The organism is Vagococcus luciliae (assembly GCF_024637875.1).
Classification (GTDB): Bacteria; Bacillota; Bacilli; order Lactobacillales; family Vagococcaceae; genus Vagococcus; species Vagococcus luciliae.
In genome coordinates this window covers 2,035,349-2,058,351 of the sequence record NZ_CP102451.1, presented here as the reverse complement: position 1 = coordinate 2,058,351, position 23,003 = coordinate 2,035,349, and the positions used below count along the sequence as shown (strand labels likewise).

At 33.3% G+C, this 23,003-nt stretch carries 28 protein-coding genes; 18 read left to right on the top strand and 10 right to left on the bottom strand.

Annotated elements, in window-relative coordinates:
* Positions 1-9: 9 nt before the first annotated feature.
* Positions 10-1,263 (top strand): phosphoribosylamine--glycine ligase, encoded by a 1,254-nt coding sequence (purD, locus tag G314FT_RS10045; RefSeq protein ID WP_257701248.1) that lies wholly within the window; start codon positions 10-12, stop codon positions 1,261-1,263.
* A 43-nt stretch (positions 1,264-1,306) separates the two neighbouring features.
* On the opposite strand, the gene G314FT_RS10040 is transcribed toward purD, so the two are convergent.
* Positions 1,307-1,600 carry a bacteriocin immunity family protein gene (locus G314FT_RS10040; RefSeq protein ID WP_257701246.1) on the bottom strand — a complete coding sequence of 98 codons (294 nt, stop codon included), beginning with the start codon at positions 1,598-1,600 and terminating at the stop codon, positions 1,307-1,309.
* A gap of 116 nt (positions 1,601-1,716) precedes the next feature.
* Positions 1,717-3,108, bottom strand: coding sequence for a CAP domain-containing protein (locus G314FT_RS10035; RefSeq protein WP_257701243.1), 1,392 nt, complete (start codon positions 3,106-3,108; stop codon positions 1,717-1,719).
* Positions 3,109-3,454: 346 nt separating this feature from the next.
* On the opposite strand from G314FT_RS10035, the gene G314FT_RS10030 reads away from it, so the two are divergent.
* From G314FT_RS10030 to G314FT_RS09990, 9 genes are read left to right on the top strand one after another with little or no spacing between them, the layout of a single operon-like run.
* On the top strand, positions 3,455-3,985 hold the full coding sequence (locus G314FT_RS10030; RefSeq protein WP_257701234.1) for a YqeG family HAD IIIA-type phosphatase: 531 nt from the start codon (positions 3,455-3,457) through the stop codon (positions 3,983-3,985).
* Entirely contained in the window at positions 3,978-5,087 is a 1,110-nt protein-coding gene (yqeH, locus tag G314FT_RS10025; RefSeq protein WP_257701232.1) for a ribosome biogenesis GTPase YqeH, read from the top strand. The genes G314FT_RS10030 and yqeH overlap by 8 nt, the downstream gene beginning before the upstream one ends.
* Before the next feature lie 20 nt (positions 5,088-5,107).
* Positions 5,108-5,419 (top strand): ribosome assembly RNA-binding protein YhbY, encoded by a 312-nt coding sequence (gene yhbY, locus G314FT_RS10020; protein WP_257701224.1) that lies wholly within the window; start codon positions 5,108-5,110, stop codon positions 5,417-5,419.
* Positions 5,420-5,430: 11 nt separating this feature from the next.
* A complete protein-coding gene (locus G314FT_RS10015; RefSeq protein ID WP_257701222.1) occupies positions 5,431-6,069 on the top strand; it encodes a nicotinate-nucleotide adenylyltransferase in 639 nt (212 codons plus the stop codon).
* Positions 6,059-6,658, top strand: coding sequence for a bis(5'-nucleosyl)-tetraphosphatase (symmetrical) YqeK (gene yqeK, locus G314FT_RS10010; RefSeq protein ID WP_257701220.1), 600 nt, complete (start codon positions 6,059-6,061; stop codon positions 6,656-6,658). Before G314FT_RS10015 ends, yqeK begins: the two co-directional genes overlap by 11 nt.
* 27 nt (positions 6,659-6,685) lie before the next feature.
* Positions 6,686-7,027: a ribosome silencing factor gene (rsfS, locus tag G314FT_RS10005; protein WP_257702562.1), complete on the top strand. Its 342-nt coding sequence runs from the start codon at positions 6,686-6,688 to the stop codon at positions 7,025-7,027.
* Entirely contained in the window at positions 7,027-7,767 is a 741-nt protein-coding gene (locus G314FT_RS10000) for a class I SAM-dependent DNA methyltransferase (protein WP_257701218.1), read from the top strand. The genes rsfS and G314FT_RS10000 overlap by 1 nt, the downstream gene beginning before the upstream one ends.
* Before the next feature lie 54 nt (positions 7,768-7,821).
* Positions 7,822-9,012, top strand: a complete 1,191-nt coding sequence (locus G314FT_RS09995) for a nucleotidyltransferase (RefSeq protein WP_279348158.1) — start codon at positions 7,822-7,824, stop codon at positions 9,010-9,012.
* Position 9,013: 1 nt separating this feature from the next.
* Positions 9,014-9,349, top strand: a complete 336-nt coding sequence (locus tag G314FT_RS09990) for a DsrE family protein (protein ID WP_257701214.1) — start codon at positions 9,014-9,016, stop codon at positions 9,347-9,349.
* A gap of 32 nt (positions 9,350-9,381) precedes the next feature.
* On the opposite strand, the gene fni is transcribed toward G314FT_RS09990, so the two are convergent.
* Genes fni through mvk form a run of 4 tightly spaced genes read right to left on the bottom strand, consistent with a single transcriptional unit; the run spans position 9,382 to position 13,497 of the window.
* On the bottom strand, positions 9,382-10,422 hold the full coding sequence (fni, locus tag G314FT_RS09985) for a type 2 isopentenyl-diphosphate Delta-isomerase (protein ID WP_257701213.1): 1,041 nt from the start codon (positions 10,420-10,422) through the stop codon (positions 9,382-9,384).
* A gap of 6 nt (positions 10,423-10,428) precedes the next feature.
* Positions 10,429-11,538: a phosphomevalonate kinase gene (locus G314FT_RS09980; protein WP_257701211.1), complete on the bottom strand. Its 1,110-nt coding sequence runs from the start codon at positions 11,536-11,538 to the stop codon at positions 10,429-10,431.
* 13 nt (positions 11,539-11,551) lie between these two features.
* Positions 11,552-12,553 (bottom strand): diphosphomevalonate decarboxylase, encoded by a 1,002-nt coding sequence (gene mvaD, locus G314FT_RS09975; protein ID WP_257702560.1) that lies wholly within the window; start codon positions 12,551-12,553, stop codon positions 11,552-11,554.
* Positions 12,547-13,497 carry a mevalonate kinase gene (mvk, locus tag G314FT_RS09970; RefSeq protein ID WP_257701205.1) on the bottom strand — a complete coding sequence of 317 codons (951 nt, stop codon included), beginning with the start codon at positions 13,495-13,497 and terminating at the stop codon, positions 12,547-12,549. The genes mvaD and mvk overlap by 7 nt, the downstream gene beginning before the upstream one ends.
* A gap of 221 nt (positions 13,498-13,718) precedes the next feature.
* Between mvk and G314FT_RS09965 the strand changes: the two genes are divergently transcribed.
* Positions 13,719-14,252 (top strand): hypothetical protein, encoded by a 534-nt coding sequence (locus G314FT_RS09965; RefSeq protein WP_257701198.1) that lies wholly within the window; start codon positions 13,719-13,721, stop codon positions 14,250-14,252.
* A gap of 45 nt (positions 14,253-14,297) precedes the next feature.
* Here G314FT_RS09965 and G314FT_RS09960 read toward each other — a convergent pair whose 3' ends face one another.
* A complete protein-coding gene (locus G314FT_RS09960; RefSeq protein ID WP_257701192.1) occupies positions 14,298-15,059 on the bottom strand; it encodes a peptidylprolyl isomerase in 762 nt (253 codons plus the stop codon).
* Positions 15,060-15,364: 305 nt separating this feature from the next.
* Between G314FT_RS09960 and obgE the strand changes: the two genes are divergently transcribed.
* The 5 genes from obgE to G314FT_RS09935 all read left to right on the top strand — a co-directional run bounded on the left by obgE (position 15,365) and on the right by G314FT_RS09935 (position 20,177).
* Positions 15,365-16,681, top strand: coding sequence for a GTPase ObgE (obgE, locus tag G314FT_RS09955; protein WP_279348157.1), 1,317 nt, complete (start codon positions 15,365-15,367; stop codon positions 16,679-16,681).
* Positions 16,682-16,798: 117 nt separating this feature from the next.
* Positions 16,799-17,728 carry a ribonuclease Z gene (gene rnz / locus G314FT_RS09950; RefSeq protein WP_257701190.1) on the top strand — a complete coding sequence of 310 codons (930 nt, stop codon included), beginning with the start codon at positions 16,799-16,801 and terminating at the stop codon, positions 17,726-17,728.
* Between the two features lie 81 nt (positions 17,729-17,809).
* The gene (locus G314FT_RS09945; RefSeq protein WP_257702556.1) at positions 17,810-18,541 is read left to right on the top strand and encodes an SDR family NAD(P)-dependent oxidoreductase; all 732 of its coding nucleotides are present in this window, start codon (positions 17,810-17,812) and stop codon (positions 18,539-18,541) included.
* Positions 18,542-18,559: 18 nt separating this feature from the next.
* The gene (locus G314FT_RS09940; RefSeq protein WP_257701188.1) at positions 18,560-18,988 is read left to right on the top strand and encodes a LapA family protein; all 429 of its coding nucleotides are present in this window, start codon (positions 18,560-18,562) and stop codon (positions 18,986-18,988) included.
* 4 nt (positions 18,989-18,992) lie between these two features.
* Complete coding sequence (locus G314FT_RS09935; protein ID WP_257701187.1) at positions 18,993-20,177, top strand: FtsW/RodA/SpoVE family cell cycle protein; 1,185 nt, start codon at positions 18,993-18,995, stop codon at positions 20,175-20,177.
* 26 nt (positions 20,178-20,203) lie between these two features.
* Here G314FT_RS09935 and G314FT_RS09930 read toward each other — a convergent pair whose 3' ends face one another.
* Positions 20,204-20,857, bottom strand: coding sequence for a metal-dependent transcriptional regulator (locus G314FT_RS09930; protein ID WP_257701186.1), 654 nt, complete (start codon positions 20,855-20,857; stop codon positions 20,204-20,206).
* A gap of 158 nt (positions 20,858-21,015) precedes the next feature.
* Here G314FT_RS09930 and G314FT_RS09925 point away from each other — a divergent pair, with 158 nt between their 5' ends.
* The gene (locus tag G314FT_RS09925) at positions 21,016-21,372 is read left to right on the top strand and encodes an arsenate reductase family protein (RefSeq protein ID WP_257701184.1); all 357 of its coding nucleotides are present in this window, start codon (positions 21,016-21,018) and stop codon (positions 21,370-21,372) included.
* Positions 21,373-21,388: 16 nt separating this feature from the next.
* On the top strand, positions 21,389-21,670 hold the full coding sequence (locus G314FT_RS09920; RefSeq protein ID WP_257701182.1) for a glycine cleavage system H family protein: 282 nt from the start codon (positions 21,389-21,391) through the stop codon (positions 21,668-21,670).
* 31 nt (positions 21,671-21,701) lie between these two features.
* Here the strand turns inward: G314FT_RS09920 and G314FT_RS09915 are convergent, their stop codons facing one another.
* Positions 21,702-21,857, bottom strand: a complete 156-nt coding sequence (locus tag G314FT_RS09915) for an SPJ_0845 family protein (RefSeq protein WP_257701174.1) — start codon at positions 21,855-21,857, stop codon at positions 21,702-21,704.
* Positions 21,858-22,997: an NAD(P)/FAD-dependent oxidoreductase gene (locus tag G314FT_RS09910; RefSeq protein WP_257701173.1), complete on the bottom strand. Its 1,140-nt coding sequence runs from the start codon at positions 22,995-22,997 to the stop codon at positions 21,858-21,860.
* Positions 22,998-23,003 lie beyond the last annotated feature (6 nt).

Below are 23,003 nucleotides of genomic sequence, written 5' to 3'. Positions count from 1 at the left end.
GAATACTTGATGAAAAGAAAACTATTGGTAATTGGTAGTGGTGGACGTGAGCATGCAATTAGTAAAAAATTATTACAAAGTCCACTAGTTGAAGCAGTCTATTGTTTACCAGGAAACGCTGGAATGATAATAGATGGGATTCAGTTAGTAGATGGAAACGAAAGTGATCAAGAATTTATTGTATCATTTTGTCAGGATAACGAGATTAGTTGGGTATTTGTCGGACCTGAAGTCCCTTTAATAGATGGATTAGTCGATTTTTTAGGGACAAAAGGGATAAAAGCGTTTGGGCCTAAAAAAAATGCAGCCATTATTGAAGGTTCAAAAGATTTTGCTAAACAACTAATGGTAAAATATGATATTCCAACGGCAAATTATGAAACGTTTACCAATAGAGATGACGCAATTCATTATCTATCAACACAAGAATTACCGATTGTCATCAAAGCAGATGGTTTAGCTGCAGGTAAGGGTGTTGTGATTGCAGAAACCATTGAAGAAGCAATACAAGCTGTAGATGATAATTTGTTAAATAATATTTTTGATAGTGAAGAACCAAAAATTGTGATAGAAGAATTTTTAGTTGGTAAAGAATTCTCTCTCTTGTCATTTGTTGGAAAATCTTTTGTGTATCCAATGGTTGCAGCTAAAGATCACAAAGCTATTTTTGATGGAGACAAAGGACCAAACACAGGTGGGATGGGTGTATATAGTCCTGTACCATATGTGACAGATTCAGTGTATCAAGAGTCATTGTCAAAAATAGTTTACCCTACAGTAGACGCGATGAAAAAAGAAGGAAGAGATTTTCAAGGGATTTTATATACAGGATTAATATTGACAAAAGATGGTCCGAAAGTAATAGAGTATAATGCTCGCTTTGGAGATCCTGAAACACAAGTCTTGCTTGAAAGATTAGAAACAGATTTAGTTGAAGTAATCGAATCTATTTTTGATGATAAATCAACGAAAGTTTCTTGGAAAGATACTGGATTTGACTTAGGTGTTGTTGTCTCTGCAAAAGGCTATCCAAATAGTTATGAAAAAGGAAAACCTTTAAACATTGATGCAACGAATAAAGCAGTGAATATTTTCTTTGCAGGGGTTGCAAGTAAAAATGATTCTCTTATCTCAAATGGTGGTCGAGTATTTATGGCTGAAAGTAGTGGAGCAACACTCGAAAAAGCGAGAGGAAAAGTATATGGTTGGTTATCTGAGCAACAGTTAACTGATTTTTATTATAGAACAGATATTGGAAAATAAAACAAGCTAACTAGGCGGATATTTGCCTAATTAGCTTGTTTTGTTATTTTAGATTATTACCAAAAACGCTGATTAATCCGCCACCTAAATTATTATTAGTATATGGATAGTTAGTTATCGTTAAATATAATTCTCCTGTTTCTTTTGATAATTGGTTACTCATAGCCAAAGGAGTCAGTGAACTTCGTAAGTCTGCTGTGACTCTTGGCAGATAATGTTTAGACTCTAACGCAAGTTTTGCTTGGACAAAAATATTTTTTTCTTTATTAGTTAACTCTTTAGTTAATAGTTCGTTAATCATGTCTAAAATGTCTTGACTATTTGCTTTTTTGGTCATAATAACATCTCCTTTTCAAGATTTATTTTATTTCTTTTTATATCATACCTCAAGTAAGGTGTTATTATTAGAGTAAAAAATCACTCACTTAGATTGAGTGAGTGATTTCGAAAAAATTATTGGTTATCAGATGAATTAACTGAATCAGTTGCTTCATCATTATCTAATGAAGGAGATTGAGTTGTAGATTGTTCGTTATTTTGAACAATATTATCTTCTTCTATGGTGCTATTTGTATTCTTATCTTCTTCCGTTGTGTTAGTTGAAGTATTATTTGCTTCATTATTTTTAGGGTTTACTTCACCACTAGTAAATATTTGAACACCATATACACGGTCTCCATCTTTAGTGAAACTAAAACCTAAATCTGTATTTTCAGAACCAAGCATGTTAGCGTTGTGACCATCACTTTTTTTCCATTGATTAAAGAAATAATCTGCGATAAATTCATCACTTTCATCTACATTTTGATTCCAAGCAATATTTTCTCTCCCAGCTTTTGTTTCATAATTAATATCATCTAGGACTGTTTCCCAACTTGTGTTGTTAGGACGAGTATGTGAAAATTCATGAGTATTTTCTTTAGCACGAATATCAGTTGCTTCAGTTAATCGATTTGATAGTACTAGAGCATTTAATCCATGATTTTTTCTATGTTGATTAACAAGATCTAGCATAGTTTGTGAAGCTATATTAGTTGGTTCAACAGGATTAGTTGGTTCAACAGGATTAGTTGGTTCAACAGGATTAGTTGGTTCAACAGGATTAGTTGGTTCAACAGGATTAGTTGGTTCAACAGGGTTAGTTGGTTCAACAGGATTAGTTGGTTCAACAGGATTAGTTGGTTCAACAGGATTAGTTGGTTCAACAGGGTTAGTTGGTTCAACAGGGTTAGTTGGTTCAACAGGATTAGTTGGTTCAACAGGATTAGTTGGTTCAACAGGATTAGTTGGTTCAACAGGGTTAGTTGGTTCAACAGGATTAGTTGGTTCAACAGGATTAGTTGGTTCAACAGGGTTAGTTGGTTCAACAGGATTAGTTGGTTCAACAGGATTAGTTGGTTCAACAGGATTAGTTGGTTTAACTGAGTTAGTTGGTTTAACTGTTTTTGAAGTAGTTCCTTTAATTTGTTTAGTTTGATTTGTGAAAGAATTTTTTTCAATTGGTGTAGTTCCCAGTACTTTTCCATCAGAAGTAACATAACTTACTGTTTTTTTATCCCAATTAAAGACTAATTTATCTCCAACATAAATTAAATTAGGATTGTTAATATTATTTGCTTTAACTATAGTATCAATGCTAATTCCAGTTTTAATACTAATAGCAGATAATGTATCTCCCCATTTAATAATATACTCAGATTGAAATTCATCGATTTGAATCATATCTGGAGTGTTTGCTATCCAACCTTTTTCATTAGCTTTGACACCTTGTGAACATGATAAACCAATTCCTAAAGTTAATGCAGAAATACATACACTTTTAAGAATTGTTTTTTTGTTAAACATAAAATAAATCTCCTCCTTTTTATATATTTTATTATACACATAATGTATATTAGTGTATAATATTTATTTTTAAATAACGTTTTATTATCATTTTGTTTTATTTTTAATTGATGAAACTATTAGTTATTGTTTATTAATTTTTGTTAGAATAGTGATAATGTCAGGATTATTAATTGAGGTGAATACGATACCATAAGTTAAAGTAAATAAATGCATCATTCTCTTTTCTAATGAATATGTTTAAGGATATTTTTATCATAACGGATGAAATATTAAGTAAAATAGCGTATAATAACAAATGACGTAGAGTGCCTAGAGCCTCTATTTTTTTTGAAAGGAAGAAGATATGTTTAATCAATATAAACCAACGTGGATGGTAGATAGAATTTATAATATTACACCTGTTCAGTTGAAATCAAAAGGAATTGATGCCGTCTTAACAGATTTGGATAATACGTTGATTGCTTGGAACAATCCTGATGGAACACCTGAACTACTTGAGTGGATTCAATGTATGAAAGAAGCAAATATACCAGTGATTGTTGTTTCTAACAATAAAGAATCTCGCATTAAAAAAGCTGTTGAAAATTTAGGTCTTGATTATGTATCACGTGCGATGAAACCTTTTAGCAAAGGGTTTAAAGAAGTTGAAAAACGCTATGATTTGCCAGCAAAACACTTAGTCATGATAGGAGATCAATTGATGACTGACGTTAAAGGAGCAAATAGTGCAGGGATTCGAACTATTTTAGTGAAACCAATTGTTGAAACGGATGCATGGAATACACGTATTAATCGTGCGATGGAAACGAAAATCATGTCGTATTTATTAAAGAAACATCCAGATATGAAATGGAGGACGTCATTAAATGACTGATGAACTAAAATGTATAGGGTGTGGTTCAACTATACAAACAGAAGACGCAAATAAAATAGGATACACACCACAATCTGCTTTGGAAAAAGGATTAGAATCAGGAGAACTGTATTGCCAACGTTGTTTTCGCTTAAGACACTATAACGAAATTCAAGATGTGGATTTAACAGATGGTGATTTTCTAGCATTGTTAAATAAAATAGGTGACGTGGATGCATTAATTGTCAATGTTGTGGATATTTTTGATTTTAATGGAAGTTTAATTCCAGGTTTACATCGATTTGTTGGTGATAATCCTGTTCTTTTAGTTGGAAACAAAGCGGATATTTTACCTAAATCACTTAAAAAACCACGCTTAATTCAATGGATGAAGGAACGCTCTCACGAAGCTGGTTTACGACCAGTAGATGTGACGTTGACTAGTGCTAAACGTAAGCAAGATATAAGTGATTTACTTGAGTTGATTGATAAGTATCGTGATGGTAGAGATGTGTATATAGTAGGTGTAACAAATGTTGGTAAATCAACATTAATCAATGAAATTATTAGACAATCAGCAGGTGTCGATAATGTTATTACAACGTCTCAATTTCCAGGAACAACACTTGATTTGATAGAAATTCCATTTGAAGATGGTAGTTGTTTAATTGATACACCTGGAATCATTCATCGTCATCAGATGGCGCATTATCTTGGAAAAAAAGATTTACGATTAGTGTCACCAACTAAAGAAATCAAGCCAAAAGTGTATCAATTAAATGATGGGCAAACACTTTTTTTAGGAGGATTAGCTCGTTTTGATGTGATTCAAGGTGAAAAAATGGGATTTATTGCTTATGTTTCAAATGAACTAGTTCTTCATCGGACAAAGCTTGCAACGGCAAGTGAATTTTATGAAAAACATGTTGGAGGATTACTACAACCACCGAGAGAAAATGAAGTAGCAGATTTTCCAGAGTTGGTTCGTTTTGAATTTTCAGTGAAAGAAAAAACAGATTTAGTTTTTGCAGGACTTGGATGGGTCACAATCCCTAAACCTTGTGTTGTGGCAGGATGGGCACCAAAAGGCGTTGATGTTATTATCAGAAAAGCCTTGATTTAAGAAAGAGGGATAAAATATATATGGAATTACGTGGAAAACAAAAGAGATTTTTAAGAAGTCAAGCACATCATTTAGACCCAATCGTTCAAATTGGAAAAAATGGATTAACTGATACAGTTTATGATCAAGTGGATGATATTTTAGAAAGACGTGAATTGATTAAAATCACGTTATTACAAAATACTGATGAGGACATTCAAGATGTAGCATGGCGTATGGAAGAAGAACTCGGTTGTTCAGCAGTTCAAATTATTGGACGCATTATTGTGTTATACCGACCATCTTCTAAAGATAAATATCAAAAAATTTCACCGCTTGTTAAAAAAATGTAGAGGGATTTTTTATGATGACTAAACAACAAGAACATGCGCTTGTTAAGGAAGAAGTTGACACATTAAATCAACATAGAAAACGCGTGGGCATTTTAGGTGGCGGATTTAATCCTGTTCACATAGGACATTTAGTGATGGCTGATCAAGTTTATGGTCAGTTAGGATTAGATGAATTTTATTTAATGCCGACATATCAATCACCACATGTAGATAAAAAAACAGTTATTGATGCCACTCACAGAGTAGATATGTTGACGTTAGCAACAGAGTCAAGTTCCTATTTAAATGTTGAATTAGAAGAAGTTTTTCGAGAAGGTAAAAGTTATACTTTTGACACAATGGAGTCTTTAATTGCAAAAAATCCTAATACAGATTATTATTTTGTTATAGGTGGAGATATGGTTGAGTATCTACCAAAATGGTATCGAATTGACGAATTGGTTCAAATGGTTCAGTTTGTTGCGATTAAGCGTAGTGGTTACCCAGAAGTGTCGAAATATCCTCTAATATGGGTAGATTCTCCTAGAATTGATGTGAGTTCATCATTAATAAGAGGAAATATCCAAAGAGGTTGTCCGATTAAGTATCTTGTGCCAGACGATGTAATAGACTATATACAGAAAAAGGACTTGTACAAACATGACAACTGAGTTAGTTTATGGTAAAAAAAATACTGATTTAACCCGTGAAGAATTAATGGATAAAATATCACAACAAATGTCAGAAAAACGATTTCAACATGTCTTACGAGTAGAAAAAAAAGCACTTGAGTTAGCAGAAAAGTATCATGTCGATAAAGAAGAAGCGAGTATTGCGGCTTTAACGCATGATTATGCTAAAGAAAGATTGGATGATGAGATGATAGATTTGATTGAATCACATGATTTTTCTAATGACTTACTGGATTATGGAAATGCTATTTGGCATGGTGTGTTAGGTGCTTATTTAGTTGAAAAAGAATTAGGTATTATAAATCCAGAAATTCTCGATGCTATTAGACTTCATACAACAGGTGCTAAAGAGATGACAGAGTTAGCAAAAGTCATTTATGTAGCAGACTATATTGAAGATGGTCGTGATTTTCCTGGTGTAATTGAAGCAAGAGAGTGTGCTAATCGTGATTTAGATGAAGCAGTAGCATATGAAACGTATCATACATTAAATTATTTGTTAAAAAGCAAAAAAAAGATTTACCCAAAAACATTGGAAACATATAATTATTGGGTTGTAAGTAATTAGGAGGGATTCATTATTAATAGTGAGCAGATTTTAGAATTAGTAGTAAAAGCAGCAGATGACAAACGTGCTGAGGATATCGTGGGATTAAATGTATCTAAGGTATCTTTATTAGCAGATTATTTTGTGATTTGTCATGGAAATAGTGATAAACAGGTATTAGCTATCGCAAAAGAAATCGTAGATGAAGCATACAAACATAATATTGAGGTTAGACGTGTTGAAGGAAAAGAGTCAGCTCGATGGGTATTAATCGATTTAGGTGATGTGATCGCTCATGTCTTTTATGGAGAAGAACGTGAATTCTATAATTTAGAAAAATTATGGTCAGATGCCCCATTAGTAAATATTGATAACATGGTAGTAAGTTAATGACCACGTATAAAACATTTGCCAAAATCTATGATGAAGTCATGGATGAAACGGTTTATGAAGATTGGTTGAATTTTACAACCCGTCACATAGGTGATAATCCCAAAGAAATATTAGAATTAGCTTGTGGAACAGGCATATTATCTGTTGAATTGGCTAATTTAGGTCATCAAGTTGTCGGATTGGATTTATCCAAAGAAATGATTGAGCTTGCCAAAGAGAGAACCACGCCAGAAGATGACTTATTATCTTTTGAAGTAGGGGATATGCTTGATTTGAATAAAAACGAAGACTATGATGTGGTTACGTGTTATTCTGATTCATTATGTTATATGCCAGATGAGGAAGCCGTCCAAACTGTTTTTAACGAAGTCTATCGCTCTTTAAAATCAGATGGAACATTTTTATTTGACGTTCATTCTATTTTTAAAATAGAAGAAGAATTTTCAGAATATAGTTATCACTATCAAACAGATGAGTTTGCTTTTTTATGGGAAAGCTATCCAGGAGATGTTCCTTATAGCGTCGAGCACTTTTTGACATTTTTTGTTAAAGAAAATAATCAAGATGAGCTATTTAGACGTTATGATGAGTTACATGAAGAAAGAACCTATACAATTGAAACCTACCAATCGTTATTAAAACAGGCTGGTTTTTCAGAAGTAAAAGTCTGTGCAGATTTTACCGATAATCAACCAGAAGATGAGTCAAAACGTTGGTTTTTCATTTGTCAAAAATAAAAAATGGCTTGGAGACTTGTTCTCTAAGCTATTTTACTATGTTGGGAGAACGTGATGAGATTAACGAGTTGTGGCGTGATTGTGGAATATAATCCATTTCATAATGGGCATAAGTATCATTTAGAACAAGCTAAAAAAAAATCAAAAGCAGATGTCTTGGTTGCTATGATGAGTGGTAATTTTTTACAACGAGGAGAACCGGCTATTATTGATAAATGGCATCGGGCAGAAGTTGCTTTAAAACATGGTGCTGATTTAGTGATTGAATTGCCGTTTGCCTATGCTGTTCAATCAGCCGATTATTTTGCAAAAGGTGGTGTGAAACTACTTCAAAGTTTACATGTAGAGGCGCTTTGTTTTGGCACGGATACAATAAAATCTCTAGATTATGGCGAATTTGGAAAAGAGTATGTGGAGAAGGAAACATTAATCAATTTACGGTATCAAGAGTTAAAAAATAATGGACAGAGCTATCCGCAACAAATGACACAAATTTATCGTGAATTATTACCAAGTGTCCCATTAGATTTTTCTTCACCTAATCATATTTTAGGAATGGCTTATGCAAAGGAAAACGCTAGATACAATAGACCGATGTCCCTTATTTCAATTAATCGAGAAGGGTCAGGGTATCATGAAGAAGACATACAAGAGCAAACATTTTCAAGTGCTACAGGAATAAGAAAACAAGCATTAGAAAATAATCTTTCCAGTATTTCACATACATTGCCTAAAGAAAGTTTGGCAGATTTAAATCAATTGTTACTTCATTCATGGGAAGATTACTGGCCATTACTCAAGTATCAATTATTGAGTCATTCAACAGATGAATTAACTAAAACCTATCAATTAACTGAAGGCATTGAATATCGTTTGAAAGAGTGCGCGAAAAAAGCACATAATATGTTTGAATTCATTGAGATGGTAAAAACAAAGCGATATACTTGGGCAAGGTTACAGCGATTAGCAACTTATTTGTTATTAAACGTGAGGCAAGAGGAGATTGAGCATGTTTGGAACCAAGCCTATCTAAGAGTGCTTGGCTTTAATGAAATAGGTAGGCAGTATCTAAAACAAGAAAAAAATACGAGTGAGTTACCAATTATCACTAAAATTAGTAAAAAAAATGAGAGTCAATTGGCTCTAGATATACGTGCTGGTCAGATTTATCAGTTAGTTGAAAAAAGTATTGTCAGTGAGCAAGATTATTATCGTGCTCCCATTTATTTAAGAAAGGAGTGTTAACATGAAAGTCGTTTTTCATATTCATGATGAGTCGATGTGGCCAACTTGTCTAGCAAATGTTAAAAATTTTTTAGAGATGAGCCAAAGTGAGAAAGAGGTCAAGGTTGAAGTAGTCGCTAATGGTCCAGCTGTAAAAGGGTATCTAGATAGTGTTGTATGTCAGAAGATAGAACATCTTAGCCAAACGGGATGTGTTACTTTTTCAAGTTGTCAAAAAGCTATGGCAAATCAAGGGATAAAAGCGAGTGATTTTTTAACGAAGATAAAAATAGTTCCCTCAGGCGTCTTTCGCTTAGTTGAGTTACAGCAACAACATTTTTCTTATATAAAAGTGTAGCGAACCTGTTAGATAACGGTTCGCTACACTTTTTAATTTATTGGCAGATGCCGTTGATAGCACCAATTTGTTAGTTGACTATCTAAAACAAGAGGTTGATCTTTTATAGTTGCGATGGACTTTGCTCCAACTAAGACCATTAAGTGTGTTAATTCTTCCTTAAAGCGCTCAATTTGCTGAATTGTTTCATCTGTTCCTTTGGTTAAAATAAGATGCAGAAACTCACCAGATAATCCAGTTGATACCGCACCTAAGCCAAAGCTTTTTAACATATCAAGTGGTGTTTTTATACCGCCAGAGGCAACAATCGCTGCTTGTGATGAAAATTTTCTAGCTTCTAATAGCGATTCAGCAGTTGTTTGTCCCCAATCATATAAATAAGAATATTCTTTAAGTTCTCGTCGTTGATTTTCGATTTCAATAAAGTTTGTTCCACCTTTGCCTGCTACATCGATAATAGTTACCCCAACATCAATCAGTTGTTGAATCGTTTCTTTGGACATACCAAAACCAACTTCTTTAACAATCACTGGGACATTAAGGTTATTAACAATTGATTCAATATTTTTTAGCCAACTCGAAAAGTCACGATCACCTTCTGGCATAACGAGTTCTTGTGGTGTGTTTAAATGAAGTTGTAAAGCATTGGCTTCAATCAAATCAACGGCCCTTTTAGCATTTTCAACAGAGTGATGGGCACCTAGATTGGCAAATATAACACCATTAGGATTTGTCTTTCTAACAATTTTAAAGGATTCTTGCTGTGTCGTGTCGTTTAAAGCAATACTGATAGACCCCACCGCCATAGCTATATTTGTTTCACGAGCTACATAGGCTAAGTTTTTATTGATGATCGCTGCTTTATCACTGCCACCAGTCATCGCATTAATAAAAAAGGGAACAGCCAGTTTTAAAGTATCCAAATTGGTGTGTAAGGACACATCCTTCACGCTAATTTCAGAAAAAGATTGATGAACAAATCTTACACCATCTAAGCCATTAGACTTAGGTTGGCTGTATTGCATCTCAGCATAATGAATATGTTGATCTTTACGATTCCAAGAAGTCGTCATAGAACATTAAACCTCCGATACAATTGCTTGATGTGTGGTATTAGGAGTGCGGTAAACTTTCAGTGGTAAATTTGTAATACCATGTTCTTCCCATTTTTCTAACATTGAAGAAGCATTATCTTCTTTTTTAAATAAAACAATGCCGCAATCACCACCACCAGCACCAGAAGATTTAGCAGCTCCACCAAATTCTTCTGCACTTTGACACAAGTTTAATAAGGCTTCAGTTTCAATGTCAACTCCACTTTTTTGTGCTAATGATGTGAGAAGAGAACGATTCAAACGAATACCCTCTTGAAATGTTTCAATGTTTCCGTCTTTGAAAGCTTTAATTAAATCTTTGACACAATTTGCACTTTTTTCTAAAAAGTCTCGGTAAAAACCGTTCATTTCATGTTGCTCATCATTCATTGTGTCAACGAGTAATGTCGTTGAAGCTGGTGTTCCTGTCCAACCAATATACAAATCTAAATTCGTTGGGGCTTCAAGTGGTTCAATCATTAGTTTTGGCCATTGTCTTTTTAATAGCTCTACCAAAGTAAGTGAATTATTTTCTAGGTGATTTAATACCCAATCTTTTTCAAAGCACGAGTAAGCAACCCATCCTTCAAATGAACTGGCAGCTAGGTCTCCAAATGATCCGTTACTGTGCAATGAAAGATGAGTAATTGCTGCTAATTTATAAAGTAATTCTGCGTTATAGTTAATATCGTAAAATTGTAACATGGCTTTAATAGTAGCAATAGTAACCGCACCACTTGAACCAAGTCCATATTTTCGTCCATCTTTATTATCCAATTCACTTTCAATCGTTAAATCAAAATATTTTAATGGTAATCCTAGTTCTTTTAAATACGATTCAACAATCATTACAGAGCTAGCAATGTAAGAAAAAGGATTATCGCGCTCATCCATGTAAAATTTTCCGTTTTTTCTTGTCCAAGGAATGGAAATACCATTTGAATAAGATGAACAAATACTTCCTTGTGTATCTGCTTTTTTTAGCGTTACAGTAATAAATTGATCTAATGCAACGATTAGCGCAGGGTTTCCAGGTTCTAGTACAGCATATTCACCAGCGATGTACAATTTTCCTGGTGCACTTGCTTTAATCAAAAAAATCTCCCCTTTAGTAACTCCATTCTGTGTCAGTTAATTGTTTAATTCCTTCTCCAACAGCGGAACAAATTAACTGATCATTTGTAAAACTTTCTTTTAATTTATCTAATATGTCAGACATTTGTGATTGTCTACATAATACCTTTACATTCGGTCCAGCGTCCATTGTAACATAACAAGGAATACCATTGTTACGAATTTCTTTAACTTTATTGATTGCTTTAACACTATCAGGTTCCCAGTATGAAATAGGAGGAGTTGCTCCAAGCATAGTTGCATGCATTTTCATCCCATTTGATTCAGTGATTTCTCCAAGCTTGATAAAATCTTTTTGTTTGATAGCTTCTTTCATGGCGATTAAATCATTTTTCGCTTCGGTTACCCATACTGGATAAAATGGCGAGGTATCGACTGTTAGTTTCATTCCAATACGGCTTGATAGTTTCTTTTTATTCTTGTTAATCGCAATGACAATCATTCCGATGTCCCATGATGCGTCATCAATTTCGATTGCGTAACTGGATTCAGATATATCTCCTTCTCCCATGTTCCATTCAACTAAACCACCATAGATACTTCTAGTTGAACTTCCACTTCCACGACGAGCATAAGTAGAGAGTGTCTGTTTGTCTAAATTAAGTTGCCAAGCAGTATTTGCAGCACCAGCAAGGGCAGCAAAAGCAGAAGCAGAGGAAGCAAGACCTGCCGCAGTTGGTACATGATTGTAGCTTTCAATTTTAGCATGTACATCACTGTTCGCTGTTTGACGAAATAAATCAAGAAAGCGACTAATTTTTTTTGTTTCATCTTTGTCTTGTTTCATTCCATTTAGGAAAAACTCATCCATTTCAAGATTAGAATCAAGAGTAACAGAGGTATCAGTATAAAAAGCATCTAAGGTTAAAGATAGACTACTATTCATTGGTAAAAAAAGATCATTATTTCTTTTACCCCAATATTTAATTAAGGCTATATTTGTGTGGGCACGACAGCGTCCAATTTGTCTCATAATAGTTGTTCACTCATTTCATAAACCCATGTTTGTTTTGCTCCATGAACTTCTAAAGCTTGAGCAATTTCATGAGCCGATTTTTTATCCATCGCTAATGCTATCATACATCCACCGCGACCGCCACCGGTTAATTTTGCTCCAAGAGCTCCGTGACTTAGGGATTCTTCAACAAGTTCGTCTAATTTTTCGCTAGATACATCTAACTCTTTTAAGATATTGTGAGCTTGTGTCATATAATTACCTAAAATTTTTGCTTGATTAGTCTCTAATGCAACTTTTCCTTTTTTTGGTAAGTCACCAAGAGAGCTGATTAAAAATTGATAATGTAGAGAATTTTTTTGTTGTAGCTTTTGACTAATACTTTCAACAGCCTCTTTTGTTTGTCCAGTTTCACCAGTATCGGCAACGACTAAGTAAGCCTCTAAAACCATATTTAAAGGAACCTCTTCTTGTCCTTTAATAAAATAATAAGGTGAAGAGGAACTTGTCATTAGGGCATCTAACCCACTTGGGTTACCATGAGCGATTTTTTCAGATGTATTGACCAGTTCGAGTAGTTTTGATTGTGTTAATTCAGTATCAAAATAATCAAAAATCCCTCTAACAGTCGCGACAGCAACTGCAGCACTTGATCCCATACCGCGTTCAGCAGGAATGGTGCTCTTTATAGTGATAGATAAAGGATAAGTTTCTTGATTTAATGTCTTCAGACTTAGGTGAATGGCTTCTTTTAAGCTATCTAATAACTCTGGCATGTCATCAAGTAATCCAGTATAAAAGTCACAAGAGATAGTTTGATGAGATGTCGCTTTTTCTACGATTGTTTGGATAGATGTTTTAGGAAAAGGTATAGCAATCGATGGATAATTATAAACTACTGCATGTTCTCCTAGCAAGATAATTTTTCCATGTGATTGCCCCAATCCAGTTTGTTTTGGTACCATGTACAAACTCCTTTTATAACGTGTCATGTTTCATAAAGAATGAATCTCTCTTAGCATAATACAATAAATGACTATATAACAACTAAAACTAGCCAATATTTTATAAATTCTTATATTATTTTTAGAAAAAAATGTTTAATGAACGAATCATAGTTATTTGTTGTTTTATATTAGACAATGAACAATTGAAAATGTTAAAATTAATAAAAATGAGGGATTATATGAATAAAAGTATAATTGATTCAATCATCGCAATGGGAATTGTAGTATCTATAATAACGTATAATTCTTTAAAGGATTCGGAAGATATGATGTCTATGGCAGTACCTATAGCGACATTGTTATTGATTGTTATAGGTAGTTTATTTAAGATTATCAGTTTAAAGGTTATTTTTAGCATAATGTTTATTATGTTGTTTAGCTTATTTTCATTATCCCCTGGAATGGTTGATATCAGTAGTTACGTACTCGTTGGTATATTATCTTTGCCAATTGCTTTGTTAGGTACATATGCTGTAAAAAATGTGAGAGAAGATAAAATAAAAAATGTTTCTATGATAGATTGGCTTCACAAAAAATTTCTCAGTATGCCATTATCAGTAGCCTTTATCATAAATGTGGTATTGTTTTCCGTTTTAATGATAGGCATTGTTACCTTTGTGGGGGAATCGTTTAATATCATATTAACATTGTTAATGATTTTATGGTCTGTCTTGTCAAGCTTGTCAGATTTTTACTTTTTAAATCAAGCATAAAAAAATTCTACTGACTGTTGTCTATCAGCTAGTAGAATTTTTTAATTATTCAGTTGCTTCTTGAAGAATATTGATTTTTTCAATCTTAATATCTTTTTTAGGTTTATCATTTTCTCCTGTTTCAGCTTTTGCAATGTTATCAACAACATCCATGCCTTCAATAACTTGTCCAAATACAGTATGTCTTCCATCTAAGTGAGGTGCGCCACCTTTTTTATAAGCGTCGATAATCTTAGTTGGAACATCTTCTGCTAATAATCCATCAGACATGTCATCACTATTTTGAACGATAAAGAATTGACTCCCATTTGTATTTGCACCAGAGTTAGCCATAGATAGAGCACCTCTTAAGTTGTACAATTGATTTGAGAATTCATCTTCAAATGGTTTATTCCAAATACTTGCTCCACCTGTTCCGTTTCCTTCAGGATCGCCACCTTGAATCATGAAATCATTTATAACACGGTGGAAGATTAACCCATCATAGTATCCATCTTTTGCGTGTGTCATAAAGTTTTCCACAGCTTTAGGAGCAATTTTAGGGAATAGTTTAATTTTGATTGATCCTTCTGTTGTAACCATTTCAACCAAATCTTCATCTTTTGCTACCTCAGTTGATAATTGTGGAAGTTCTAAAGAGTTGATATCAACTGATTCGGATGTTTCAGTACTGGATGCAATAGAAGATGAATTCGACTGACTGGTTGAAGTAGTATTTTTCGAAGAATCATTGTTACCACAAGCGGAAAAGAGAGCCAAAGATAAAAGAAGAGTTGTTGAAGCAATTAGCCATTTATTATTTTTCATTAATAAAGCCTCCGTATGTTATTTAAATTGTAACCTCCTCATAATAGTAACAGACTTTAAAACTCTTGCCAATTACAAAAGGAGGTATAAAAGTAAATTATCTTTTAAGAAGAGTTGTTTCATCAACAATTTTCATGTAAATTTTTTGTTTTAGTTGCGTTAATGAATAAAAGCCTATATTCTATACTATGGAACAAGGTTCAATAGTAGGAAAGCAAAGTGAAGAAATGATGAACTTTGTAGACAAACAAAAAATGAACAGATACAATAGAAAAGAGATTTTAATAGAAAAGAGGTGGACTAACATGTCCATGTTTTTAGATCAAGTTACAATTGACGTGAAAGCCGGTAATGGTGGAGACGGAATGGTGGCATTTAGACGAGAGAAATATGTTCCAGATGGAGGACCGGCTGGTGGAGATGGTGGTCGTGGTGGAAGTATTATATTTCAAGTAGATGAAGGATTACGTACTTTAATGGATTTTAGATACAATCGTCACTTTAAAGCACATCCTGGTGAGCATGGGATGAGTAAAGGAATGCATGGTAGAGGGGCTGAAGATACTTATGTCAGTGTCCCACCAGGAACGGTTGTAAGAGATGTTGAAACAGGTCAAATTTTAGGTGATTTATTAGTTAAAGGTCAAACACTTTTAGTTGCTAAAGGTGGACGTGGTGGACGTGGGAATGTTCGATTTGCGACGCCAAGAAATCCTGCACCTGAAATATCAGAAAATGGAGAGCCAGGACAGGAAAGAAAAATCGAGTTAGAATTAAAAGTTTTAGCTGATGTTGGTCTTGTTGGATTTCCTTCAGTTGGAAAATCAACATTGTTATCCATTGTATCAAAAGCCAGACCAAAAATTGGTGCTTATCATTTTACAACCATTGTTCCTAATTTAGGTATGGTTACAACAAGTGATGGACGCAGTTTTGTTATGGCAGATTTACCAGGATTGATCGAAGGGGCTTCCGAGGGAGTAGGATTAGGGACACAATTTTTACGTCATATCGAGAGAACTCGTGTTATTTTACATGTAGTAGATATGAGTGGAATGGAAGGCCGTGATCCATTTGAAGATTATCAATTGATTAATAAAGAACTAGAATCTTATGATTTACGTTTGATGGAAAGACCACAATTAATTGTGGCTAATAAAATGGATATGCCAAACGCAGAAGAAAATTTAGCCATTTTTAAAGAAAAATTAGCAGAATTGAAAACAGATGAATGGGAAGATGATATTAAAATCTTTCCAATTTCAGGTGTGACACAACAAGGAGTTGCACCACTGTTAAATGCTACAGCAGATTTATTAGAAGTCACACCAGAGTTTCCTCTATATTTTGAAGATGAGGAAGAAGAAGATGTTGTAACTTATACATTTAAAGAAGATGAACCTGAATTTAGTGTCTCACGTGAAGATGATGCCACATGGGTATTATCAGGTGATAAACTTGAAAAATTATTTGTTATGACAAACTTTGATAGAGAAGAAAGTACAATGAAATTTGCTCGTCAATTACGTGGTATGGGTGTAGATGAAACACTTAGAACCATGGGAGCAAAAGATGGTGATTTAGTTCGTATCAAAGATTTTGTGTTTGAATTTGTGGATTAATCAAAATGAGAAAGAGTTATTCTTTCTCATTTTTTTGTTTTTTAAGGTGCGATACTCTTTAAAAATTGATACAATAGTTGTTATAATTAAAAAGAATGAAAGAAAAGCAGGGGAAAAATGGAACTACAATTTTTAGGAACAGGTGCGGGAGTACCTGCCAAGCAACGTAATGTGACTAGCATTGCTTTAAAATTATTAGATGAAAGAAATGAAGTTTGGTTATTTGATTGTGGGGAAGGAACACAGCAGCAAATACTGCACACGACCATTCGTCCTCGAAAAATCGCTAAAATATTTGTGACGCATTTACATGGGGATCATATCTTAGGATTACCAGGACTTATTAGTAGTCGTTCATTTCAAGGAGGGTCAGATCAACTTGAAATATATGGGCCAAAAGGAATCAAAGAATACATTGAATTAACTCTTAGGATTTCTGATACACATTTAAAATACCCAATTAAATTTATTGAAATAGATAAACCAGGGCTTATTTTTGATGATAAAACATTTAGTGTGTATTGTGATTATTTGGACCACCGGATTGAATGTTTTGGTTACAGAGTAGTGGAAAAAGATTATCCAGGTGAATTAAATGTTCAAAAATTACGTGAAGAACAAATTATGCCAGGCCCTATCTATAAAAAAATTAAAGACGGCGAAATGGTGACTTTACTAGATGGACGAGTTATTAATGGAAAAGATTATTTAGGGCCTAATATCAAAGGTCGTATTGTAACAATATTGGGTGATACTAGAACGCATCCTAATTGTTATACCTTAGCTGAAGACGCTGATTGCTTAGTACATGAGAGTACATTTAGTGCTTCTGAAGGTAAGTTAGCAAGAAATTACTATCATTCAACCAGTTTACAAGCAGCAACAGTAGCTAAGAAAGCAAACGTTAAGCAATTGTATTTAACACATATTAGTGCACGATACTTAGGAAGACAGGCACTTGAATTACAGCATGAAGCACAGACTGTGTTTAAATCTTCTACAATTGTAAAAGATTTTGATGTGTTTGATATTCCTTTAAAAAAATAAAAAGGAGGAGTCAGATTGACAGTAAAAACATTGAAAAATAACTATGTATTAATCACAGGAGCATCTAGTGGATTGGGTGAAATGATTGCTTATGAGGCAGCAAAAAAAAATGCGTCTTTGATATTATGTGCTAGAAATATGGAAAAATTAAAAAAAGTGGCAAGTACATCCCAAGCTATGACAACTGGGAAAGTATTGATTCATTCATTGGATATTTCTGATTATAATAGTGTAGAACAATTAGTTACATTTATTGAAGAAAATGAGCTACCTATTGATGTGTTGGTTAATAATGCAGGAGTTGGTATTTTTAAACCATTTTTAGAGACAAGTCAAGAAGAGATAGATTTGATGTTTTCAGTTAATATTTTAGGATTAATGACTTTAACGCAAAAAGTAGCTGTGATGATGGCTGAAAATAAAAAAGGTCATATCATTAATGTCGCATCCCAAGCAGGAAAAATGGCAACACCGAAATCTAGTGTGTATGCGGCAACGAAATTTGCGGTGATTGGATGGTCAAATGCACTAAGATTAGAATTAAAACCATTTGGTATTAAAGTGTTAATCGTTAATCCTGGACCAATGAGAACGAGCTTTTTCGATACAGCAGATCCAACAGGTGACTATTTAAAACAAGTTTCAGCATTTGTTACAGAACCTGAGCGATTAGCTAAGAAGATTGTTGATACAATTGGAAGTAATCGACGTGAAATTAATACGCCTTGGATAATGGAATTAGGAAGTATTGGTTACACAATGTTTCCTAGATTAGGTGATATTTTAGCTGGAGGCTTGTTTAATAAAAAATAAAGGAGTGACATAAATACAATGAAAAATACAACAAAAACGATTGTAATTTTATTATTGTTATTTGTCGTGGTACTATTTGCTGTGATTAATGCCCAACCTATTACAATTAATTTTATATTTACTAAACAACGGGTACCATTAGTATTAATTATTATTACTTCAGTCATCATTGGAGCATTAATTGCTTTAATAGGTACTATAGGTACTATCTGGAAGAAAAATCGTTTAGTGAAAGAATTAAATCAACAATTAGTTGATTCAAAAAATACTCAATTAGAAGGAGATGACAACCAACAACGAGTTGAATTAGAGCAAAAGTTAAAAGAAAGTCAGCTTGAAATTTCTGATTTAAGACACAAATTAGTCAACCAAATGATGTCTAGTTCAACAACTACGTCAACTCCTGAAGAAGAACCTGAAATTGTTGAAGTAACAAAGAAGGATTAATAGTATGTTAAGAGTAGAAAAAAGGGAGTTACATCAGGTTGATTATCGAATCTTATTGCCTGTTTTTTTATTGAGTATTATTGGGTTAATGTCAATGTATGTTGCTATTAGTGGTGAGTATTCTTCTGCTGATGCCATAAAAAAAATGATGCAGCAAATTTTATGGTATGCCATTGGGGGAATTGCTTTATATGTCACAATGGTGATTAAACCGGATATAATTTGGAAATTAATACCATATGCCTATATTATGGGGATTATATTAATGATTGCGCTACTGTTTTTTTATGATGCAGCTCTTGCTATAGAGACAGGATCGAAAAATTGGTTTCGATTTGGGCCATTAACGTTTCAACCAGCAGAACTAGTCAAAATATTATATATATTAATGCTATCATACGTCGTGACAAGGCATAATCAAGAATTTGGAAAACGAGATATGAAAACGGATGGATTATTAATAGGCAAGATGTTGTTGGTTACTTTGCCTATTGCTATATTACTTAATCTACAAAATGATTTTGGTACGATGTTAGTGTTTTTGGCTATATTAGGAGGTATATTTTTAGTTTCTGGTATTTCGTGGAAAATTGTATTATCCGTTGTGGGAGTCTTTTTAGTATTAGGTGTCACACTGATTTTTTTAGTGACAACAGAAAATGGTCGTCAATTTTTGTATAGATTAGGATTTAAATCCTATCAGTTTGCTAGAATTGATGCATGGATTAATCCATTTTTTGATCCGACAGGTCAATCCTATCAACAAGTTCAAGCATTATTGGCTATAGCGACTGGTGGCTTTTTTGGTAAAGGATTCAATGTATCTGATGTTCACGTTCCTGTTAGATCATCTGATATGATTTTTTCAGTAATTGCGGAAAATTTTGGTTTTGTAGGTAGTGTTTTCGTGATTCTTTTATATTTACTACTGATTTATCGAATGATTCATGCCTGTTTTGAAACAAAAAATGTATTTTTTTCTTATGTGACAGCTGGTGTGGTGATGTTGATTCTTTTCCATGTTTTTGAGAATATTGGGGCAAATATTGGTTTGCTTCCCTTAACTGGAATCCCTTTACCTTTTATTAGTCAAGGTGGTTCAGCTTTAGTTAGTAATATGATTGGTGTTGGTTTAGTTATGAACATGAGATATCATTATTCATCGAAAAAACAAGCTAGCGTAGTTTAATGACTATGTTAGCTTGTTTTTGTGGCTTAACTTGTTGAAAAAATAATATTGGCTTGTTTATTACTAATATGATGTTGTGAGTCATCTTTATTAATCTTGAATATAATTAATTCATTGAAGTCATCAATATCTAAAATAGTGATGGTATCACCAATAGATAAGTTGATACTATCCAGATAAGTTAAGACAGATACATCATCCATCACACGGCCAATAATTGGCATGTCGCCAACTTTAAATTCAGTTAAGGGAATAATCGCTTGTTCGCGGTAATTTTCTTCTGTTGGGATAATACCGCCATGGGGACAATTTGTTGGGTTACCTAGATAGTCATAGAGTCTATCAAAAAAGACAGAGTCTTTGACATGTTCTAATTCTTCAGATAAATGGTGTAAATCATATAAAGAGTATCCCAATTTATCATATAAGAATGTTTCGATGATACGATGATTTCGAATGATGATAATTGTTTGATTTAATCCTTCTAAAGTTAATTTAGCACCAGTATAAGGTTTATACTCAATCAAGCCATCTTTCTGCAGTTTTTCAACCATTTCACTAACAGATGCTGGGGATACATGAAGATGTTGGGAGAGTGTTTTGTTTGAAACAAATTCGTCAATTCCATTATTTTCATAAATTGCTTTTAAATAGTCTTCTTTATTGGAAGATCTTGACATGCTTGTCCCTCCTACAAAATAATTGCTAAAATATATTAACTAATTTATTCTATCATAAAATTCAAGATTATATTAGAAAAAAGAAAAAATGAATCTTTTTTTTAATAATTGATATGCTATACTATAAACGTATTAAATAAAGAAGTGAAGGTGAGAAAATGACAACTTTTTATTGGTATCCTAAATGTTCAACTTGTAAAAAAGCGATTACTTGGTTAGATGAACATAACATTGAGTATAACTTAATAGATATGATTGAAACACCACCTACAAAAGAACAATTAATTCATTGGATGGACACAAATGACTATCCAATTCGTCGTTTTTTTAATACAAGTGGTGTACGTTATAGAGAACAACATTTAAAAGAAATTGTAAATGATTTTTCTAAAGAAGAGGCTGCAACACGTTTAACTGCTGACGGCATGTTGATTAAGCGACCTATTTTAGAAGTAGGAGATAAAGTGTTATTAGGATTTAAAGAAACAGATTATGAGTCATTATTGTTAAACTAAATAAGGAAGTGTTAATATGTCAGAAGAAACATTATGGGTTAAAGACGTTGAGATGGGGAAAATGGTTGGCTTAACTTCTATAGCTCAAGACGATTTAGGAAGTATCACATTTGTAATGTTGCCAAAAGTAGGAAAAGAGATAAAAATAGGTGATCCTATCGTTGAATTAGAAGCTGAAAAAGCAGTTGTTGAATATGATTCACCTGTTGCAGGTACTATTGTATCAATTAATGAAGAAGCTGAAAAAAATCCTAAGTTACTTGATGAAAAAGATGCTTGGTTATATATTGTCAAATAAAAAAGAACCCACATAATGTGTGGATTCTTTTTTATTTTTTGTCCTTATCAGTAGGCGATGGATTGACTGAAAAATTAACGGTTGTTTTTTCCTTTTCAGGTTTATCTTTTTTGTCCTCTTTTGGTTCTATTGCAAATTCTTCAAACATCTTTTCAAGTGAGTCTTTTCGTTTAAATGTTAATCCCATTTATAATTCCTCCCAGGTTATAGGTTTGATATAGTTATTTGGTTGAGCTTTATAACTGTCAAAATTTGTTTCTTTCTGTAATAACCAGTCTACCAATATTTTACCAATTATTGGTCCAGTTGTCAAACCAGAAGACCCCAAGCCACTGGCAACCCACAAGTTTTTAAGGTCTCTTACTTCGCCAAAAAATGGTAAAAAATCTGATGTGTAAGCACGAGTTCCCACTCTGTGTCGTGTGATAGGTAATTCAGCTAAAGAATTAATAGTATCACTTGCCATTAGTTTTAGATGCTCTAATTGTGTATGATCGGGTGTTAAGTTAAATCCTTCATCATTTTCATGAGTAGCACCAATTAATATTTTTCCATCATAAAAAGGGATGATATCAGATTCTCCAACTGGCATGATAACAGGTAAATCTCCCGTAGAAAGATTAGATTGTACTTCAATTAATTGTCCTTTTTGTGGTCTAATATCGACATGATAGTGAAGTGGTTCTAACAACTGAGGTAACCATGCCCCAACACTTAAAATTAATGAATCAAACATCAAAATGTCATGTTTAGTATGGACTTTCCATTGATGATTCATATATTCTATCTTGGATACGCTCGTTTTTATTAACTGATTATTTTTTTTTAAAATAGAATGAATCCCATTGATTAGTTGTTCTCCATCAATTTTAGCACCACCTGTAATAAATAAGGCATCATCTCTTGACGTGATAAATGGGTACAATTGGTTGATTTCTTTGTCTGATAGATGCGAAATATCGCCAATTTCTGGAGCATCTACTAAACGTTTGTGAGCAATTGATTCTAATTTATCAAGAAGTTTAGGTGTTTTTTTATAAAGTAGTGTTCCAGTTTTGTGATAAATGTTTTGAGTATCCACTATACGTGATAAATCTGACATATATTGAGTGTAAAATTTAGCTCCTTCTCTTGCTAAAAAGTACCACTCCTTATTTCTTCTTTGTGATAACCAAGGTGAAATGATACCGGCAGCAGCTGAGCTGGCTTGACCAGTTCCATCATCAAACAAGGTGACATCAATAGTTGGTTCTTGAGATAAATAAAAGGCGGCAGTTGAACCAACAATACCGCCACCTATAATTCCTACTTTATGTTTTAATGACATATTATC

Coding starts and splice junctions, on each gene's coding strand:
- rnz (WP_257701190.1), top strand. CDS start 16,799: ATGGAACTACAATTTTTAGGAACAGGTGCGGGAGTACCTGCCAAGCAA.
- G314FT_RS09930 (WP_257701186.1), bottom strand. CDS start 20,857: ATGTCAAGATCTTCCAATAAAGAAGACTATTTAAAAGCAATTTATGAA.
- yhbY (WP_257701224.1), top strand. CDS start 5,108: ATGGAATTACGTGGAAAACAAAAGAGATTTTTAAGAAGTCAAGCACAT.
- purD (WP_257701248.1), top strand. CDS start 10: ATGAAAAGAAAACTATTGGTAATTGGTAGTGGTGGACGTGAGCATGCA.
- G314FT_RS09910 (WP_257701173.1), bottom strand. CDS start 22,997: ATGTCATTAAAACATAAAGTAGGAATTATAGGTGGCGGTATTGTTGGT.
- G314FT_RS10015 (WP_257701222.1), top strand. CDS start 5,431: ATGATGACTAAACAACAAGAACATGCGCTTGTTAAGGAAGAAGTTGAC.
- G314FT_RS09940 (WP_257701188.1), top strand. CDS start 18,560: ATGAAAAATACAACAAAAACGATTGTAATTTTATTATTGTTATTTGTC.
- G314FT_RS10030 (WP_257701234.1), top strand. CDS start 3,455: ATGTTTAATCAATATAAACCAACGTGGATGGTAGATAGAATTTATAAT.
- fni (WP_257701213.1), bottom strand. CDS start 10,422: ATGACGACTTCTTGGAATCGTAAAGATCAACATATTCATTATGCTGAG.
- G314FT_RS09920 (WP_257701182.1), top strand. CDS start 21,389: ATGTCAGAAGAAACATTATGGGTTAAAGACGTTGAGATGGGGAAAATG.
- G314FT_RS09925 (WP_257701184.1), top strand. CDS start 21,016: ATGACAACTTTTTATTGGTATCCTAAATGTTCAACTTGTAAAAAAGCG.
- yqeK (WP_257701220.1), top strand. CDS start 6,059: ATGACAACTGAGTTAGTTTATGGTAAAAAAAATACTGATTTAACCCGT.
- G314FT_RS10040 (WP_257701246.1), bottom strand. CDS start 1,600: ATGACCAAAAAAGCAAATAGTCAAGACATTTTAGACATGATTAACGAA.
- G314FT_RS09960 (WP_257701192.1), bottom strand. CDS start 15,059: ATGAAAAATAATAAATGGCTAATTGCTTCAACAACTCTTCTTTTATCT.
- G314FT_RS09965 (WP_257701198.1), top strand. CDS start 13,719: ATGAATAAAAGTATAATTGATTCAATCATCGCAATGGGAATTGTAGTA.
- G314FT_RS10000 (WP_257701218.1), top strand. CDS start 7,027: ATGACCACGTATAAAACATTTGCCAAAATCTATGATGAAGTCATGGAT.
- mvk (WP_257701205.1), bottom strand. CDS start 13,497: ATGGTACCAAAACAAACTGGATTGGGGCAATCACATGGAAAAATTATC.
- G314FT_RS09935 (WP_257701187.1), top strand. CDS start 18,993: ATGTTAAGAGTAGAAAAAAGGGAGTTACATCAGGTTGATTATCGAATC.
- G314FT_RS09995 (WP_279348158.1), top strand. CDS start 7,822: ATGAGATTAACGAGTTGTGGCGTGATTGTGGAATATAATCCATTTCAT.
- G314FT_RS09945 (WP_257702556.1), top strand. CDS start 17,810: ATGATTGCTTATGAGGCAGCAAAAAAAAATGCGTCTTTGATATTATGT.
- obgE (WP_279348157.1), top strand. CDS start 15,365: ATGTCCATGTTTTTAGATCAAGTTACAATTGACGTGAAAGCCGGTAAT.
- G314FT_RS09990 (WP_257701214.1), top strand. CDS start 9,014: ATGAAAGTCGTTTTTCATATTCATGATGAGTCGATGTGGCCAACTTGT.
- G314FT_RS09915 (WP_257701174.1), bottom strand. CDS start 21,857: ATGGGATTAACATTTAAACGAAAAGACTCACTTGAAAAGATGTTTGAA.
- G314FT_RS10035 (WP_257701243.1), bottom strand. CDS start 3,108: ATGTTTAACAAAAAAACAATTCTTAAAAGTGTATGTATTTCTGCATTA.
- yqeH (WP_257701232.1), top strand. CDS start 3,978: ATGACTGATGAACTAAAATGTATAGGGTGTGGTTCAACTATACAAACA.